This window comes from Erwinia persicina, assembly GCF_014838825.1.
GTDB lineage: Bacteria > Pseudomonadota > Gammaproteobacteria > Enterobacterales > Enterobacteriaceae > Erwinia > Erwinia persicina_A.
The window spans coordinates 146264-161008 of the sequence record NZ_JACYMO010000006.1; the positions used below are offsets into that span (position 1 = coordinate 146264).

14 protein-coding genes and 1 pseudogene are annotated in these 14745 nt (G+C 59.9%); 11 read left to right on the plus strand and 4 right to left on the minus strand.

Annotated elements, in window-relative coordinates; all coding sequences use genetic code 11:
• Window positions 1–121: 121 nt before the first annotated feature.
• The 3 genes from IFU29_RS15555 to pstB are packed head-to-tail and all read left to right on the plus strand — an operon-like array spanning window position 122 to window position 4718.
• Window positions 122–2284, plus strand: a complete 2163-nt coding sequence (locus IFU29_RS15555) for an ABC transporter permease subunit (RefSeq protein ID WP_191934724.1) — start codon at window positions 122–124, stop codon at window positions 2282–2284.
• The gene (pstA, locus tag IFU29_RS15560) at window positions 2281–3927 is read left to right on the plus strand and encodes a phosphate ABC transporter permease PstA (protein WP_191934725.1); all 1647 of its coding nucleotides are present in this window, start codon (window positions 2281–2283) and stop codon (window positions 3925–3927) included. The genes IFU29_RS15555 and pstA overlap by 4 nt, the downstream gene beginning before the upstream one ends.
• Before the next feature lie 14 nt (window positions 3928–3941).
• On the plus strand, window positions 3942–4718 hold the full coding sequence (gene pstB / locus IFU29_RS15565; RefSeq protein ID WP_191934726.1) for a phosphate ABC transporter ATP-binding protein PstB: 777 nt from the start codon (window positions 3942–3944) through the stop codon (window positions 4716–4718).
• A gap of 21 nt (window positions 4719–4739) precedes the next feature.
• Here pstB and IFU29_RS15570 read toward each other — a convergent pair whose 3' ends face one another.
• Entirely contained in the window at window positions 4740–5417 is a 678-nt protein-coding gene (locus IFU29_RS15570; protein ID WP_423244846.1) for a GntR family transcriptional regulator, read from the minus strand.
• A gap of 114 nt (window positions 5418–5531) precedes the next feature.
• Here IFU29_RS15570 and IFU29_RS15575 point away from each other — a divergent pair, with 114 nt between their 5' ends.
• The 5 genes and pseudogenes from IFU29_RS15575 (at window position 5532) to IFU29_RS15590 (ending at window position 9489) form a co-directional block, all read left to right on the plus strand.
• Window positions 5532–6209, plus strand: a complete 678-nt coding sequence (locus tag IFU29_RS15575; protein WP_191934728.1) for a DUF2848 domain-containing protein — start codon at window positions 5532–5534, stop codon at window positions 6207–6209.
• Between the two features lie 15 nt (window positions 6210–6224).
• On the plus strand, window positions 6225–6318 hold a 94-nt coding region (locus IFU29_RS22520), incomplete at its 3' end, for a hypothetical protein (RefSeq protein WP_342214482.1).
• Window position 6319: 1 nt separating this feature from the next.
• Window positions 6320–7529, plus strand: a pseudogene (locus tag IFU29_RS15580) (amidase); the annotation flags it as partial.
• 2 nt (window positions 7530–7531) lie between these two features.
• Window positions 7532–8167, plus strand: a complete 636-nt coding sequence (locus IFU29_RS15585; protein ID WP_191934730.1) for a DUF4286 family protein — start codon at window positions 7532–7534, stop codon at window positions 8165–8167.
• Complete coding sequence (locus tag IFU29_RS15590; RefSeq protein WP_191934731.1) at window positions 8164–9489, plus strand: MFS transporter; 1326 nt, start codon at window positions 8164–8166, stop codon at window positions 9487–9489. Before IFU29_RS15585 ends, IFU29_RS15590 begins: the two co-directional genes overlap by 4 nt.
• A gap of 41 nt (window positions 9490–9530) precedes the next feature.
• On the opposite strand, the gene purN is transcribed toward IFU29_RS15590, so the two are convergent.
• Window positions 9531–10169 (minus strand): phosphoribosylglycinamide formyltransferase, encoded by a 639-nt coding sequence (gene purN, locus IFU29_RS15595; RefSeq protein WP_191934732.1) that lies wholly within the window; start codon window positions 10167–10169, stop codon window positions 9531–9533.
• A complete protein-coding gene (gene purM, locus IFU29_RS15600; RefSeq protein ID WP_191934733.1) occupies window positions 10166–11206 on the minus strand; it encodes a phosphoribosylformylglycinamidine cyclo-ligase in 1041 nt (346 codons plus the stop codon). Before purM ends, purN begins: the two co-directional genes overlap by 4 nt.
• Window positions 11207–11450: 244 nt before the next feature.
• Here purM and upp point away from each other — a divergent pair, with 244 nt between their 5' ends.
• The 3 genes from upp (at window position 11451) to hda (ending at window position 14365) form a co-directional block, all read left to right on the plus strand.
• The gene (gene upp / locus IFU29_RS15605) at window positions 11451–12077 is read left to right on the plus strand and encodes a uracil phosphoribosyltransferase (protein WP_062744755.1); all 627 of its coding nucleotides are present in this window, start codon (window positions 11451–11453) and stop codon (window positions 12075–12077) included.
• Between the two features lie 168 nt (window positions 12078–12245).
• Window positions 12246–13535, plus strand: coding sequence for a uracil permease (gene uraA, locus IFU29_RS15610; protein WP_191934734.1), 1290 nt, complete (start codon window positions 12246–12248; stop codon window positions 13533–13535).
• Between the two features lie 122 nt (window positions 13536–13657).
• Window positions 13658–14365 carry a DnaA inactivator Hda gene (gene hda / locus IFU29_RS15615; RefSeq protein ID WP_191934735.1) on the plus strand — a complete coding sequence of 236 codons (708 nt, stop codon included), beginning with the start codon at window positions 13658–13660 and terminating at the stop codon, window positions 14363–14365.
• 21 nt (window positions 14366–14386) lie between these two features.
• Here hda and arsC read toward each other — a convergent pair whose 3' ends face one another.
• Window positions 14387–14740: an arsenate reductase (glutaredoxin) gene (gene arsC, locus IFU29_RS15620; protein ID WP_191934736.1), complete on the minus strand. Its 354-nt coding sequence runs from the start codon at window positions 14738–14740 to the stop codon at window positions 14387–14389.
• Window positions 14741–14745 lie beyond the last annotated feature (5 nt).

Sequence of the window (14745 nt, forward strand, 5' to 3'; positions counted from 1 at the left end):
AGGATGAAGGTATCCATTGTTCTGAAACATTATGGCGAGAGTATGGCAGCATTGTCCAACGCTCGTGATTGTTGATTGTCTTATTAATCACATACGGGCAACATAGCGGCTTCGACGCACAATGGAAACCCACTCTGATATGACTGACCGCCCAATCCCTGTCCACGATAACGCCGGGCGCCGCCGCATGGTCGATCGGCTGACGCGACGCGTGGTAACGGCGTGTGGCGTGGCGATCCTGCTGGTCATGATGCTGCTGTTTTTCTGGCTGATTTGGGTAGTCGTCCCACTCTTCGTCAGCCCGGGCCTGCAGGCAGGGAACGAGATAAAACTCGGGCAGAGCAGCCCGGCGGTGGCGATGGGCATGGACAAGCCGCAGCAGTGGGGCTGGCGTATTGATCAACAGGGGCGCGGACGCTTTATCCCCCTGAATGCTCAACCCCCTTCCGCTGAGTTTGCGCTGTTGCGTGAGGTCGGTGAGGTGCGTGCCAGCGCCAGCGCCGATAACAGCAGCGTGATGCTGCTGTCCGGCGGCGGGGCGATGGTGCTGGTACAACCGGATTTTCCGGCTGGCGAGGAGCCACGCTGGAAATTTCCCCTCGGCGATGTGCCGCTGGCTACCGGCGAGGACGGCGTGCGCCATTTCAGCCTGGCGCAGAGTGGTGAAAATCGCTGGCAGGTGGCGCTGGCCTCGGCCGATACGATTACTCTATGGCAGCTACAGGCACAGCAGCCAGCACAAAACTACCGGCTGAACGTGCCGGATGTTGACCATCTTCTGCTTTCTCCCGACGGACATCTTTTATTTGCGCTTTCCGGGGCACAGCTGCGCGTCTGGACGTTAGGCAGCGGCGAGCCCCGGCTGCGTGACTCCCTGATGCTGGCCGAGGCACCCAAAAGCATGGCGTTGCTGAGCGGGGGAAACTCGCTGCTGATCGCCGACAGTCACGGGATCGCCCAGTGGTTTGATATTGCCAGCGTCAGCGGCCCGCATCTGCGTCATATTCGCCAGTTTGCCGGGGCGACCTGGCAGCCGCTGTTGTTCACCGAACCTCACCGCCGTGTCTTTGCCACCCTGGATCCGCAGGGTGAACTCAATCTTTACGCCAGCAAGCAGGATGGGGCGATTCTCAGCCAGCGGATTGCGCCGGGAGCTGAACGGGCCCAGTTCTCTCCTGAGGGGGATGGCTTACTGGTTGAGCGCGCCGGACGCTGGCAGCACTATCATCTGACGAACCCCTGGCCGGATCTCAGCTGGCGTAATCTGTGGCAGAAAGTCTGGTATGAAAACTACCCGGAGCCGGACTATGTCTGGCAGTCGACCTCGGCTAATGATTACTACCAGGGGAAGTTCAGCCTGGTACCGATGGTGGTGGGGACACTGAAAGCAGCCGGTCTGGCCATGCTGTTTGCCACCCCGCTGGCACTGGCAGCGGCGATGTATACGGCCTGGTTTATGGCACCGGCACTGCGACGCTGGGTGAAACCGGCGATTGAAATGATGGGGGCACTGCCGAGTGTCGTGATTGGCCTGATTGCCGGTCTGTGGCTGGCACCTAAAATTGCCGACCGCCTGCTGGGGGTTCTCCTGTTACCCCTCCTGCTGGCCGCCGTGCTGTTACTGTGCGGCTGGCTGATGCAGAAACTGCCGTCCCGCTGGCGACAGCGCTGGCTTGCCGAAGGACGGGAGGTGATGCTGCTGCTGCCCGTGCTGCTGCTGACGGCGCTTTTCTCTCTGTGGGCGATCCCGCTGGCAGAGCAGGCGCTGTGGGACGGGGGGCTTGCTGAGCGCTTCAGCGCCGACTATCAGCAACGCAACCTGCTGGTGGCGGGCGTGGCGATGGGCTTTGCGCTGGTCCCCCTGATTTTCACCCTGGCAGAAGATGCCATCTTCAGCGTACCGGCGTCACTGGGGCAGGGGTCGCTGGCGCTGGGGGCAACGCCGTGGCAGACCCTGACGCGGGTGGTACTGCCGGGGGCCTCCTCGGGGATATTTGCCGCGCTGATGATCGGCTTTGGCCGGGCGATAGGGGAAACGATGATCGTACTGATGGCGACCGGGAACACACCGGTCACCGATGGCGGCCTGTTTGAAGGCCTGCGTTCGCTGGCCGCCAACGTGGCGGTAGAAATGCCGGAGGCTGCCGCAGGCAGTGCGCACTATCGCGTGCTGTTCTTATCCGCGCTGGTGCTGCTGGTGTTTACCCTGGTGGTGAATACCCTGGCCGAAATGGTGCGGCAGCGGCTGCGGCAGCGTTACAGCCAGCAGGAGATGCCAGGATGAAGGCACAGCGTAATAATCACCGCTGGCGCTGGCTGACCGGCGGAGCCGTTGCGGTCAGCCTGCTGGCTTTTTTCCTGCTGATCGCGCTGCTGGCCTGGCAGGGGCTGCGCTATTTCTGGCCGCAGCCGCTGGAACTGTTCACCCTGAATACGCCCGACGGTCAGGTACAGATGCTGGGTGAAGTGACCCAGCAGCAGACCGTGTCACGGCAGCAGCTGATGGCCAGCGGCCAGCACCACGGGCAAAACCTGCCGGCCAGCGTCACGCGTTATCTGATCAAAACCGGCAACCGTGATTTTAGCGGCTCGGACTTCCGCTCGTTTCTCTCCAGCGATGTTGTTTCGCGGGAAATACCGCCTCAGGTGATTGTTTTGCAACGGCGCACCGGCGGCAATGCCTACGGCTGGTTTGACGGGCTGCGTGAAGATCGCCATCCGCTCACGGCACAGGACCTCGGCCAGACATTGCAGCAGCGGCTGATCCAGACGCGTCAGCGTATCGACGAGGCGGAAAAGCTGCGGCGGAAAAATATGGCCCGGTTGAATGCCCAGCTGGAGGCGCTGGAACAGCAGCGGCAGCATCAGCGTAATGAACAGACCTATACTCCGGAAGCCCAGTCGGTTTATCTGGCCGATCGTGCCGAGCTGCAGCGCCAGTTTGCCCGTCAGGCCACCAGGCTGGCCACGTTGCACCGGGAAAGTGACAGTACCGTACTGCTACTGCGGGATGCCAGCGGCGTTCAGCATCAGATATCGCTGGCGCAGATTGTGGCTGCCTGGCAGCCCAATGCGATGACTACCGGAATGAAATGGCGTCATTTTGGCAGCCAGCTGTGGCACTTTGTCAGTGATTCATCCGCTGGCAGTCAGGGAGAGGGCGGAATATTCCCGGCCATCTTTGGTACGGTGCTGATGGTGTTGTTGATGTCGATCGTGGTGATGCCGCTGGGGGTGATTGCCGCTATCTGGCTGCATGAATACGCCGGGCGCAACTTGCTGACCCGGCTGGTGCGGATTGCCGTGGTCAATCTGGCGGGGGTCCCATCGATCGTTTATGGCGTCTTTGGCCTGGGGTTCTTTGTCTGGTTTATGGGGGGCAGCCTTGACCGTCTGCTGTTCGCCAGTACACTGCCGAATCCGACCTTTGGCACGCCGGGGCTGCTGTGGGCATCGCTCACGCTGGCTCTGCTGACGCTACCGGTGGTGATTGTGGCCACTGAAGAGGGGCTGTCACGCATCCCTGTGACCTTACGCCAGGGGTCGCTGGCGCTGGGGGCCACGCAGGCAGAAACGCTGTGGCATGTGATCCTGCCGCAGGCGATGCCGGCGATGTTAACCGGGCTGATCCTCGCCGTTGCCCGCGCCGCCGGAGAAACGGCACCGCTGATGCTGGTGGGGGTGGTGAAAATGGTGCCGGAACTGCCGATTGATTCGCTGTTCCCCTATTTGCACCTCGATCGCAAATTTATGCACCTTGGTTTTCAGATTTACGATCTGGCCTTCCAGAGCCCTAATGCTGAAGCCGATCGCCCGCTGGTCTTTGCCACCGCGCTGCTGTTGGTGCTGCTGATCCTGGGGTTGAATCTGATGGCCATGATCCTTCGCCATCGTCTGCGCGAACGCTATCGTGCCCTGACGCATTAACACGGAATTCCGTTATGACTGTGAACTTTGATGATAACGATACCGCGCTGGAACTGGATAATCTCTGCCTGTGGTACGGCGATAAACTGGCACTCAATGCCATCAGCCTGCGGGTGCCGAAAAATCGTATTACGGCGCTCATCGGGCCGTCCGGCTGCGGTAAGTCGACGCTGTTACGCTGCTTTAACCGCATGAATGATTTGATTGATGGCTGCCGCATCACCGGCGATATTCGCCTGCAGCAGCAGTCGATCCTCGGCCCCGATCGGGATCTCTCTGCGCTGCGTCGCCGCGTGGGCATGGTGTTTCAGCGGCCGAATCCGTTTCCTAAAACGATCTACGATAACGTCGTCTACGGTCTGAGGTTGATGGGCGTGCGCGACAGGCGCGTGCTGGATGAAGCGGTGGAGCGCGCGCTGCGCGCTGCGGCGCTGTGGCCGGAGGTGAAAGATAATCTCTGGCAGAACGCCCTGACGCTGTCGAGCGGACAGCAGCAGCGTCTGGTGATCGCCAGGGCCATTGCCATTGAACCCGAAATCCTGCTGCTGGACGAGCCAACGTCGGCGCTGGATCCCATCTCAACGCTGGTGATCGAAGAGCTGATGACCTCGCTCAAGCAGCATTTCACCCTGATTCTGGTCACTCACAATATGCAGCAGGCGGCCCGTGTGTCGGATTATACCGCCTTTATGCATCAGGGTAGCGTGGTGGAGTTTGGCCTCACCGATGCCCTGTTTACCTCACCGCGCCAGCGCCGAACTGAAGATTATATTACCGGTCGCTACGGCTGACACCATCAGATAAGCGGCGGGCTAGCGGGCACTGCCCGCCAGCAGAGCGCGTTTGAACGAGAGTATATGGTGCTCTGTCGCCCGCCCGGCCGCGCTGAGATCCCCGGCCGCCAGCGCATCAATAATCGCGTTGTGCTCGGCAATTACCTCTTCCATATGCCCGGCATCCGAAAGCGTTGTCGCCCAGAAACGCTGGGCCTGAGCGTGGATGATACTGAGAATATCCATCAGACGACGGTTGGCGGCAATGGCCGCCAGCAGATGGTGAAACTGGTTATCGCAGGCCATCATCGTCAGCGGATCGCGCTGCTGGCTGGCCTCAGCAAGGCGCGCGTTGATCTCCCGCAGCTGGCCGACCTGGGCGGCAGAAATACGCGCTGCGGCCAGGCGGACACAGAGCTGCTCATTCACCAGACGCACCTCAATCAGCTCCAGCGCATCGTCGACGGACAGCGGCGCGACCATCACCCCCTTGCGCGGCAGGACCTGCAACAGTCCCTCTGCCGCAAGACGGTGCACCGCCTGATTCACCGGGGTGCGTCCGACCTCAAGATCCGCCATCACCTGCGCCATGTTCAGATAATCCCCCGGTTTATATTCCAGGGTGATCAGTGCCTGACGAAAACGGAGATAAGCCAGTTCATTCAGTGAGATAGCCCGATCTCCTGCCGGGATCTGTACCGTATCGCTCATCAGCATTCCTTTCTTCATTTTGACCTTGCCCACATTTTACACACATTTCGGCATGACAATTGCACTTTTTAAATTATAGTGAAATTTCACAGGTATTTTAGTTAATCAAAAGGAGCAGTTATGTTGCAATTTTCACTGGGTCCGGTGGCAGAAGGGCAGACTGATATCACTATTAATCAACTGGTTATTGCAGGTTGGGCCGGAAGGGATAGCCAGGCCGTGCTGGCACACATCCGTGAGCTGGAGGCGCTGGGGGTGCCCGCACCGGGTGCAGTGCCGCTGTTTTATCGTGCCAGTGCGACGCTGCTCACCCAGCAGAACCATATTGAGGTGCTGGGCGAACAGAGCTCGGGAGAGGCCGAACCCTTCCTCTTTCGCTGGCAGGGAGAGAGCTGGCTGACGCTCTCCTCCGATCATACCGACCGCCAGCTTGAAACGCACAGCGTGGCGCTGGCCAAACAGGTCTGTGCCAAGCCGCTGGCCCGCGATGCCTGGCGACTGAGTGAGGTGGCTGACGACTGGGACAATCTGCTGCTGCAGTCGTGGGTCAAAGAGGGGGCCGACTGGACGCTTTATCAACAGGGTTACCTGGCGGAACTGCGCACGCCGGACGACCTGCTCACCCGCTACGCCGGGGGCCGGGAACTGCCAGAGGGCCTGGGCATGAGCTGCGGCACGCTGAGTGCGCTCGGCGGAATACGCCCCGCACGTCAGTTTCGCATGGCGCTGGTCGATGAAAAGCGCGGGCGCAGTATTGAACATCAGTATCAGATCCAGACGCTGCCGCTGGTGGCCTGAGGAGGCGGGATGACGATGACCTTACAACAGGCGGCAGACGCGCTGGCAGCGGGGCAGGTCAGCGCCCGTTCGCTGACGGAGCAGGCGCTGACCGCCGCCGAAGACCCGCNCGCCACTCAGGCCGATGATCGCCGCCGACAGGGGCAGTCACGCGGGCCGCTGGATGGCCTCCCGATCAGCGTCAAGGCGCTGTTCGATGTGGCAGGAGAGAGCACCAGCGGCGGTTCGCGGCGTCTGGCACAGGCGTCACCCGCGCAACAGGATGCCGCCGCCGTTGCGCGACTGCGTCAGGCCGGAGCGGTGCCCATCGGCAGTACCAATATGACCGAGTTTGCCTATTCCGGCCTCGGCATCAATCCCCACTACGGCACCCCGGCAAACCGCTGGCAGCGTGAGCGCAGGCTGATCCCAGGCGGGTCATCCTCCGGTGCAGCGGTCGCCGTCAGTGACGGCATGTGCCTCGGCTCCCTCGGCAGTGATACCGGCGGTTCGGTGCGCATCCCCGCCGCGCTTTGCGGACTGACCGGCTTTAAACCGACGGCCCGCCGTATCAGCATGCAGGGCCTGCAGCCGCTGTCGCCCTCGCTGGATTCTGTCGGGGTTATCGCCCATGACGTGGCCAGCTGTGCCTTGCTGGACGGCGTGGTGGCGGACCGGCCCCTGGTGCTGGCCATGCCCGACCTTCAGCGGCTGCGGCTGGCTGTGCCGCAAACCCTGGTGCTCGAAGGCTTAACGACGGCGGTGGCGCAGGCCTTCTACGCTGCGGTTGAGCGGCTGAAATCCCTCGGCCTGCGTATTGACACGCTGCCGCTGACGCCATTTGCAGAGCTGGGGCAGATTAATGCCGCCGGAGGGCTGACCGCCTGTGAAGCCTGGCAGTGGCATCAGTCATCGATCGCCACAGAGGCACACCGTTACGACCCGCGCGTTCTGTCACGTATTCGCCGTGGTGCGGCCATTTCAGCAAAGGATGCCGCCCTGCTGCACCGGCAGCGTGCCGGGTGGCAGCAGCGCGTTAGTGAAGAAATGGCCGGCTATGATGCGCTGCTGATGCCGACCGTACCGATGACCGCCCCGACAGTGGCGGAGCTGGAGCAGGATGAGGCGCACTATTTTGCGGTTAACGCGGCGCTGCTGAGAAACCCGTCGCTGGTTAATTTTCTGGACGGCTGTGCCGTCTCATTACCCTGCCATCCGGCAGGAACCGCGCCGGTTGGCCTGATGCTGGCAGCGTTGCCGGATCGGGACACCGCGCTGATGTGCTGTGCGCTGGCGGTGGAACAGGCGCTGCGCCCCCTTACTCAATCAACAGGAGTCTGAAGATGACATCACACCCTCAGGGAATGCTGTTTGTAGCGACCAATGTCGCCAGTGAAGATGACGCTGATTTTAACTGCTGGTACGACAATGAACACGTCGCCGAGCGCGTGGCGATTAGCGGTTTTATTAGCGGAACGCGCTATCGGGCCCGGCAGGCCGGGCGGCGCTATCTTGGACTGTATAAAACCCACAGTCTCGACGATTTTACCCGCGACGACTATTACTCCGCCTTCACCCGGCAGACCGCGTGGTCAGTAACGAATCTGCAAAGGATGATCGATCCGCTCCGTCGGGTCTGCCGTATTGACGCACGGACGGGGGCGGGCAGTGGGGCGCACCTGGCGGTGCTGACGTGCGCGCAGCCGGTGACCGCCGACGACGTGATGCAGGTCGGGGAGGCGCTCTCTGCGCTGCCGGGCTTTGTCACCTGTGCGCGGTTAAGCCCGGATGAGGTCCTGAGCACGCCGTTGCCTAAAGAGGCACGCCTGCCCGGACGCCTGCAGCAGATGGTGCTGATTGAAGCCAGCAGCGAGGCGGCGGTAGATGCGCTGGCGCGGCGGGCGTCGACGGCGCTGCAGGGCACTGCAGAGTTTTATACGCTGAGCTGGCAATTAACCTCTCAGGAGATGACATCATGAGCCTGTCTGAACTGCCGCAGAGCCAGACCGTTATTCCTGAACGGGACGTGACCTCCTCCGCGAAAACCGGCCGGCTGGCGGCCGCCAGCTCAATTGGCACCGCCCTGGAATGGTACGATTTTACCATTTACAACATCATGGCGGCGCTGGTCTTTAACCATATCTTTTTCCCCTCTTTTAATCCGCTGGTGGGGACAATCCTTGCTTTTTCGACCTATGCAGTCGGTTATATTTCGCGCCCGCTGGGCGGAATGCTGTTCGGGCATCTGGGTGACGTGCTGGGCCGCCGCTTTGTGCTGGTCACTACCCTGATGATTATGGGCGGAACCTCTGCCCTGATGGGGCTGCTGCCGGGATATGCGCAGTGGGGGATCCTGAGTCCGATCTTGCTGGTGGCGCTGCGTTTCTTGCAGGGGATCGCGCTGGGGGGAGAGTGGGCAGGGGCCGTACTGTTGTCGATGGAGCACGGCCGCCAGGATCGGCGCGGTCTCAATGGATCCTTCGCGCAGATGGGGCCCTCCTGCGGCACGCTGTGCGGTACGGCGATCATTGCGCTGATCAGCCTGTCGGTCAGCCCGGAGCAGTTTCAGCAGTGGGGTTGGCGCATCCCGTTCCTGCTCAGTCTGATCCTGATGCTGTTCGGCCTGTGGCTGCGCCGTGGCGTGGATGAAACGCCCGTGTTCCGGGCGCTGGCCGAGAAAAAACAGACCAGCCACAGGCCGCTGAAAGAGGTGATGCTGACGCAGCGTAAAGCGCTGCTGATCGCCGGTGGTTCACGAATTGGTTCCGACGTGCTGTACGCGCTGGTCGTGGTCTTTACGCTGACCTACGTCACCACGGTGCTGCAGCTGCCGCGCCCGCTGGCACTGGGTGCGACGATGCTGGGCGCGGCGGCCAATGCGCTGGCAGTTCCGCTGTGCGGACTGCTGTCCGATCGTTTTGGCCGACGGCCGGTCTATCTGGCAGGTACGCTGCTGGGGATGATTTGGGCCTTTGTGTTCTTTGCCCTGCTGGACAGCGCGCAGCCGTGGGCGATCTGCCTGGCGGTGGTGGTGGGCTTACTGATCCATGCCCTGATGTACGGCCCGCAGGCGGCATTTGTCACCGAACAGTTTCCCGGCCGGGTACGCTATGCCGGTTCATCCATGGCTTATACGCTGGCGGGGATCCTGGGGGGTGGCTTTGCGCCGCTGATCATCACGACGGTGTTCAGCAAGACAGGGGGAACGCTGTGGGTGTCACTATATATTGTGCTGGCGCTGTTGATCACGGCCATTGCGGTCTTCTGTTCTCGCGAGACGGCAAAAAAACCGCTGGCGTGAAACGGGGAAAAGAAGGGCGGAGGGGATCCGCCCGTCAGGCGTCAGTCCAGGGCATGTCCGGCAGGCGGCAGCGGCTGGCCATCAAGCCAGGCCGCGTCGTCGCGCATCGCCAGGCGGCCAGCCATAAACCAGCCGACTACCAGCGGATAAATCGCATGTTCCTGATGCTGTACGCGCGCGGTGACATCGTCTTCACTGTCATCGCTGAATACCGGCACTTTCGCCTGCAGGATCACCGGGCCACCGTCCAGCTCTTCGGTAACAAAATGCACCGAGGTGCCATGCTCGTCGTCACCGTTTTCGATAGCCTGACGATGCGTATGCAGCCCCGGGTATTTCGGTAACAGCGAAGGGTGGATATTCAGCATTCGACCGGCGTAGTGCAGCACAAACGCCGGGCTGAGAATGCGCATATACCCGGCCAGCACCACCAGGTCGGGAGCGTAAGCGTCGATCTCCAGCATCAGCTGGCGGTCAAATGCCTCACGGTCGGCAAACTGGGTGGCAGACAGGGCATGGGCGGGAATACCGGCATCGCGTGCGCGCACCAGCCCAAAGGCTTCTGCCTTATTGCTGAAGACGGCAGCGATGCTGCCGTTAATCCGCCCCTGCTGGCAGGCATCCAGGATTGCCTGTAAATTGCTTCCATTGCCGGAAACCAGCACGACTATGCGCTTCATGCGTTAATAACCACACGCTCGTCAGAGTCAGAGGCTTTGATCACGCCGATTTTCCACGCTTTCTCGCCGGCATCCGTCATCAGCTGCACGGCTCTGTCGGCATCTGCCGGACTGAGCGCGATCACCATGCCGACGCCGCAGTTAAAGGTGCGGTACATTTCAAAACGGCTGACGTTACCCGCCTGCTGCATCCAGCCGAATACGGCTGGCCATTCCCAGCTTGATTCGGACAGTACGGCCTGGGTGTTTTCCGGCAGAACGCGCGGAATATTTTCCCAGAAGCCACCGCCGGTCAGGTGGGCAATCGCATGCACATCGACCTGTTCGATCAGGCTGAGAATGTTTTTCACATAGATGCGGGTCGGGGCAAGAAGGTGGTCAGCAAGCGACTTCCCTTCCAGCTGGGTGGTGTCCGGGTCAGTGTGACTGACTTCCAGAATTTTGCGCACCAGCGAGTAGCCGTTAGAGTGCGGGCCGCTTGAGCCCAAGGCGATCAGAACGTCACCATCGGCCACTTTGCTGCCGTCGATAATGTCGGCTTTCTCAACCACGCCGACGCAGAAGCCCGCCACGTCGTAATCTTCACCGTGGTACATGCCTGGCATCTCAGCGGTTTCACCGCCGACCAGCGCACAGCCCGACTGCGAACAACCTTCAGCGATGCCGGTGATCACACTGGCTGCGGTATCAACATCCAGCTTGCCAGTGGCATAATAATCAAGGAAAAACAGCGGTTCTGCACCCTGTACCACCAGATCGTTGACGCACATGGCGACCAGATCGATACCGATAGTATCATGGCGTTTCAGGTCCATCGCCAGACGCAGCTTGGTGCCGACGCCGTCAGTGCCGGAAACCAGAATCGGCTCACGGTATTTTTGCGGCAGTGCGCAAAGGGCACCGAAACCGCCCAGTCCACCCATGACTTCAGGGCGGCGGGTTTTTTTCACTACGCCTTTGATACGGTCGACTAAAGCATTACCAGCATCAATATCTACGCCGGCGTCTTTATAGCTGAGAGAGGTTTTGTCGGTCACTGCGGAATCCCCACGCGTTTTGCGGTTGGTGTTGTGGCTGTTTTAAGCGCGGCAATTCTAACAGCGCAGGCAAACGTTTGCGAGTGCCATCTTAAGCGCTATTGCGGATAGTCAGATTTTAGCTAATTCTTAGGGGGCTTGCAGGAGAGATGAAAAGTATTGCACGAAGTCATATGGCGCAGCGGTTAAATGGCGCTATAATCTCGCGATTTTTTTTGCAGCTTAACACTCCGGGAGTACAACAATGAAGATCGTGGAAGTCAAACACCCGCTGGTCAAACATAAACTGGGTCTGATGCGGGAACATGACGTAAGCACCAAACGTTTCCGTGAACTTGCGTCAGAAGTGGGAAGTCTGCTGACTTATGAAGCCACTGCCGATTTAGAAACCGAAACCGTCACCATCGAAGGCTGGAACGGCCCGGTTGAGATTGAGCAGATTAAAGGTAAAAAAATTACCGTTGTGCCGATCCTGCGTGCGGGCCTGGGCATGATGGAAGGTGTACTGGAACATGTGCCCAGCGCACGTATCAGCGTGGTCGGCGTATATCGCGACGAAGAGACGCTGGAGCCGGTTCCCTATTTCCAGAAGCTGGTTTCCAATATTGAAGAGCGTATGGCGCTGGTCGTCGACCCGATGCTGGCCACCGGCGGCTCAATGATCGCCACCATCGACCTGCTGAAGAAAGCCGGCTGCAGCAGCATTAAGGTGCTGGTGCTGGTGGCCGCACCGGAAGGGCTGGCTGCGCTGGAAAAAGCGCACCCGGATATTGAAGTTTACACCGCCTCCGTCGATCAGGGCCTGAACGAGAAGGGGTATATCATCCCTGGCCTCGGCGATGCCGGCGATAAGATCTTCGGGACGAAATAAACGATGTGCCAGGCGATTGTCCCTGCCTGTACCGTCGGCGACAATAACGCCTGGTCTGCCCGATCCCTGCAGCGGCAGAAATTTTGCGGTAATACATTATTTTTATTAACAAACCGACCATAGAGTCGGTTTTTTTATGGCTCAGAAAACTCAAGGGGTAATGAAATCATGACGCGTCGCGCAATTGGCGTACACGAGCGGCCACCGCTGCTGCAAACTATTCCACTCAGCTTCCAGCATCTGTTCGCTATGTTTGGCGCGACGGTACTGGTACCCATCCTCTTCCATATCAATCCGGCCACCGTGCTGCTGTTCAACGGAATCGGTACACTGCTGTACTTGTTTATCTGCAAAGGTAAAATTCCGGCCTATCTTGGCTCCAGCTTTGCCTTTATTTCCCCGGTATTGCTGCTGCTGCCGCTGGGCTATGAAGTGGCGCTGGGCGGTTTTATCATGTGCGGTGTGCTGTTCTGCCTGGTAGCGCTGATCGTCAAGAAAGCGGGTACCGGCTGGCTGGATGTGATGTTCCCACCCGCCGCGATGGGCGCGATTGTAGCCGTGATCGGCCTGGAACTGGCTGGCGTCGCAGCCAATATGTCGGGTCTTCTCCCTGCCGATGGCAGCGCAGCTGACAGTAAAACCATTATTATTTCGATGGTCACGCTGGGGGTGACGGTGTTTGGTTCGGTGCTGTTCCGGGGTTTTCTGGCCATCATCCCGATTCTGGTGGGGGTGCTGGTGGGCTATGCGCTCTCCTTCGGCATGGGCATCGTCGACTGGACGCCAGTGCGTGAGGCGCACTGGTTCGCCCTGCCGACCTTCTACACCCCGCGTTTTGAATGGTATGCCATCTTTACCGTCCTGCCTGCGGCGCTGGTAGTGATTGCCGAGCATATTGGCCATCTGGTGGTGACGGCCAATATCGTGAAGAAAGATTTGCTGAAAGATCCGGGCCTGCACCGCTCCATGTTTGCCAACGGTATTTCGACCATCTTCTCCGGCTTCTTCGGTTCAACGCCGAATACCACCTATGGCGAAAACATCGGTGTGATGGCGATCACCCGGGTGTACAGTACCTGGGTGATCGGCGGCGCGGCCATTCTGGCGATCCTGCTCTCCTGCGTCGGCAAGCTGGCTGCGGCTATTCAGGCCGTGCCGGTGCCGGTGATGGGCGGGGTGTCGCTGCTGCTGTACGGAGTGATAGCCGCATCGGGGATCCGCGTGCTGATCGAATCAAAAGTCGATTACAACAAAGCGCAGAATCTGATCCTGACCTCGGTGATCCTGATCATCGGCGTCAGCGGGGCGAAAGTGCATATTGGTGCCGCAGAACTGAAAGGCATGGCCCTGGCCACCGTCGTCGGGATCGGGCTCAGTCTGATCTTTAAAGCGATTTCCCTGCTGCGCAGCGAAGAAGAAGTGATCGAGCTGCCGGACGACGGTAACGGCGCGAAGTAAGTCTGATCGGGGCAGCCACCACGGTTGCCTCGCTAACCTGCCGGTCAGACAGCCTTAGCGTTTCATGATCCCGGGCGAGTTGTGTTAGAATTTTACCGTTTTCTGCCTGCTCAAACCCTGAGGTGAATCTGAACACGCCGGCACAGCTCTCACTGCCACTTTACCTGCCCGACGACGAAACCTTTGCCAGCTTCTGGCCGGGGGAAAATCCGTCGCTGCTGGCTGCCCTTCAGGGCGCACTGCATCAGCAACACGGTAGCTACTTTTACTTCTGGTCCCGCGAAGGGGGAGGACGCAGCCATCTGCTGCATGCCGCCTGTGCTGAACTGTCAGCCAGGGGGGAAGCCGTGGGCTATGTTCCGCTGGATAAACGCACCTGGTTTGTCCCCGAAGTGCTCGACGGCATGGAGCAGCTTGCGCTGATCTGCATCGATAATATCGAGTGTATTGCCGGGGATGAACCGTGGGAAATGGCGATTTTCGATCTTTATAACCGTATCCTGGAGACCGGGAAAACGCGGCTGTTGATCACCGGAGATCGTCCCCCTCGTCAGCTTAATCTGAAGCTGGCCGATCTGGCATCGCGTCTGGACTGGGGGCAGATCTATAAGCTGCAGCCGCTGTCAGATGAGGACAAACTGCAGGCGTTACAGCTGCGGGCGAAGCTGCGCGGGTTTGAGCTTCCTGAAGATGTGGGCCGCTTCCTGCTGAAACGGCTCGATCGCGAAATGCGTACGCTGTTTGTGACGCTGGATCAGCTCGACCAGGCCTCAATCAGCGCCCAACGTAAGCTGACCATTCCTTTCGTCAAAGAGACGCTAACCCTCTAGCGCCGTTTTTCGTTCTGGCGATCACAGGATCGCCAGCACCTGCTCCGGGGGCCGGCCAATGCGTGCCTTATCCCCAGCGACAACGATCGGACGTTCAATCAGCGTCGGCTCCGCCGCCAGTGCGGTCAGCAGCTGCGCCTCCGTCAGAGCCGGGTCGTCCAGACCTGCCGCTTTATATTGCACTTCTTTCGTCCGCATCAACTGGCGTGCGCTGGTGAATCCCAGCTGCTGCACCAGTCTGCTGAGTGTTGCCACTTTCGGCGGCGTCTGCAGATAGAGGATCACCTGCGGCTCCACGCCGTGTTCTTTCAGCAGGGCAAGGGTTTCGCGGCTCTTCGAGCAGCGCGGGTTGTGGTAAATCTGCACCTCAGACATGGTTT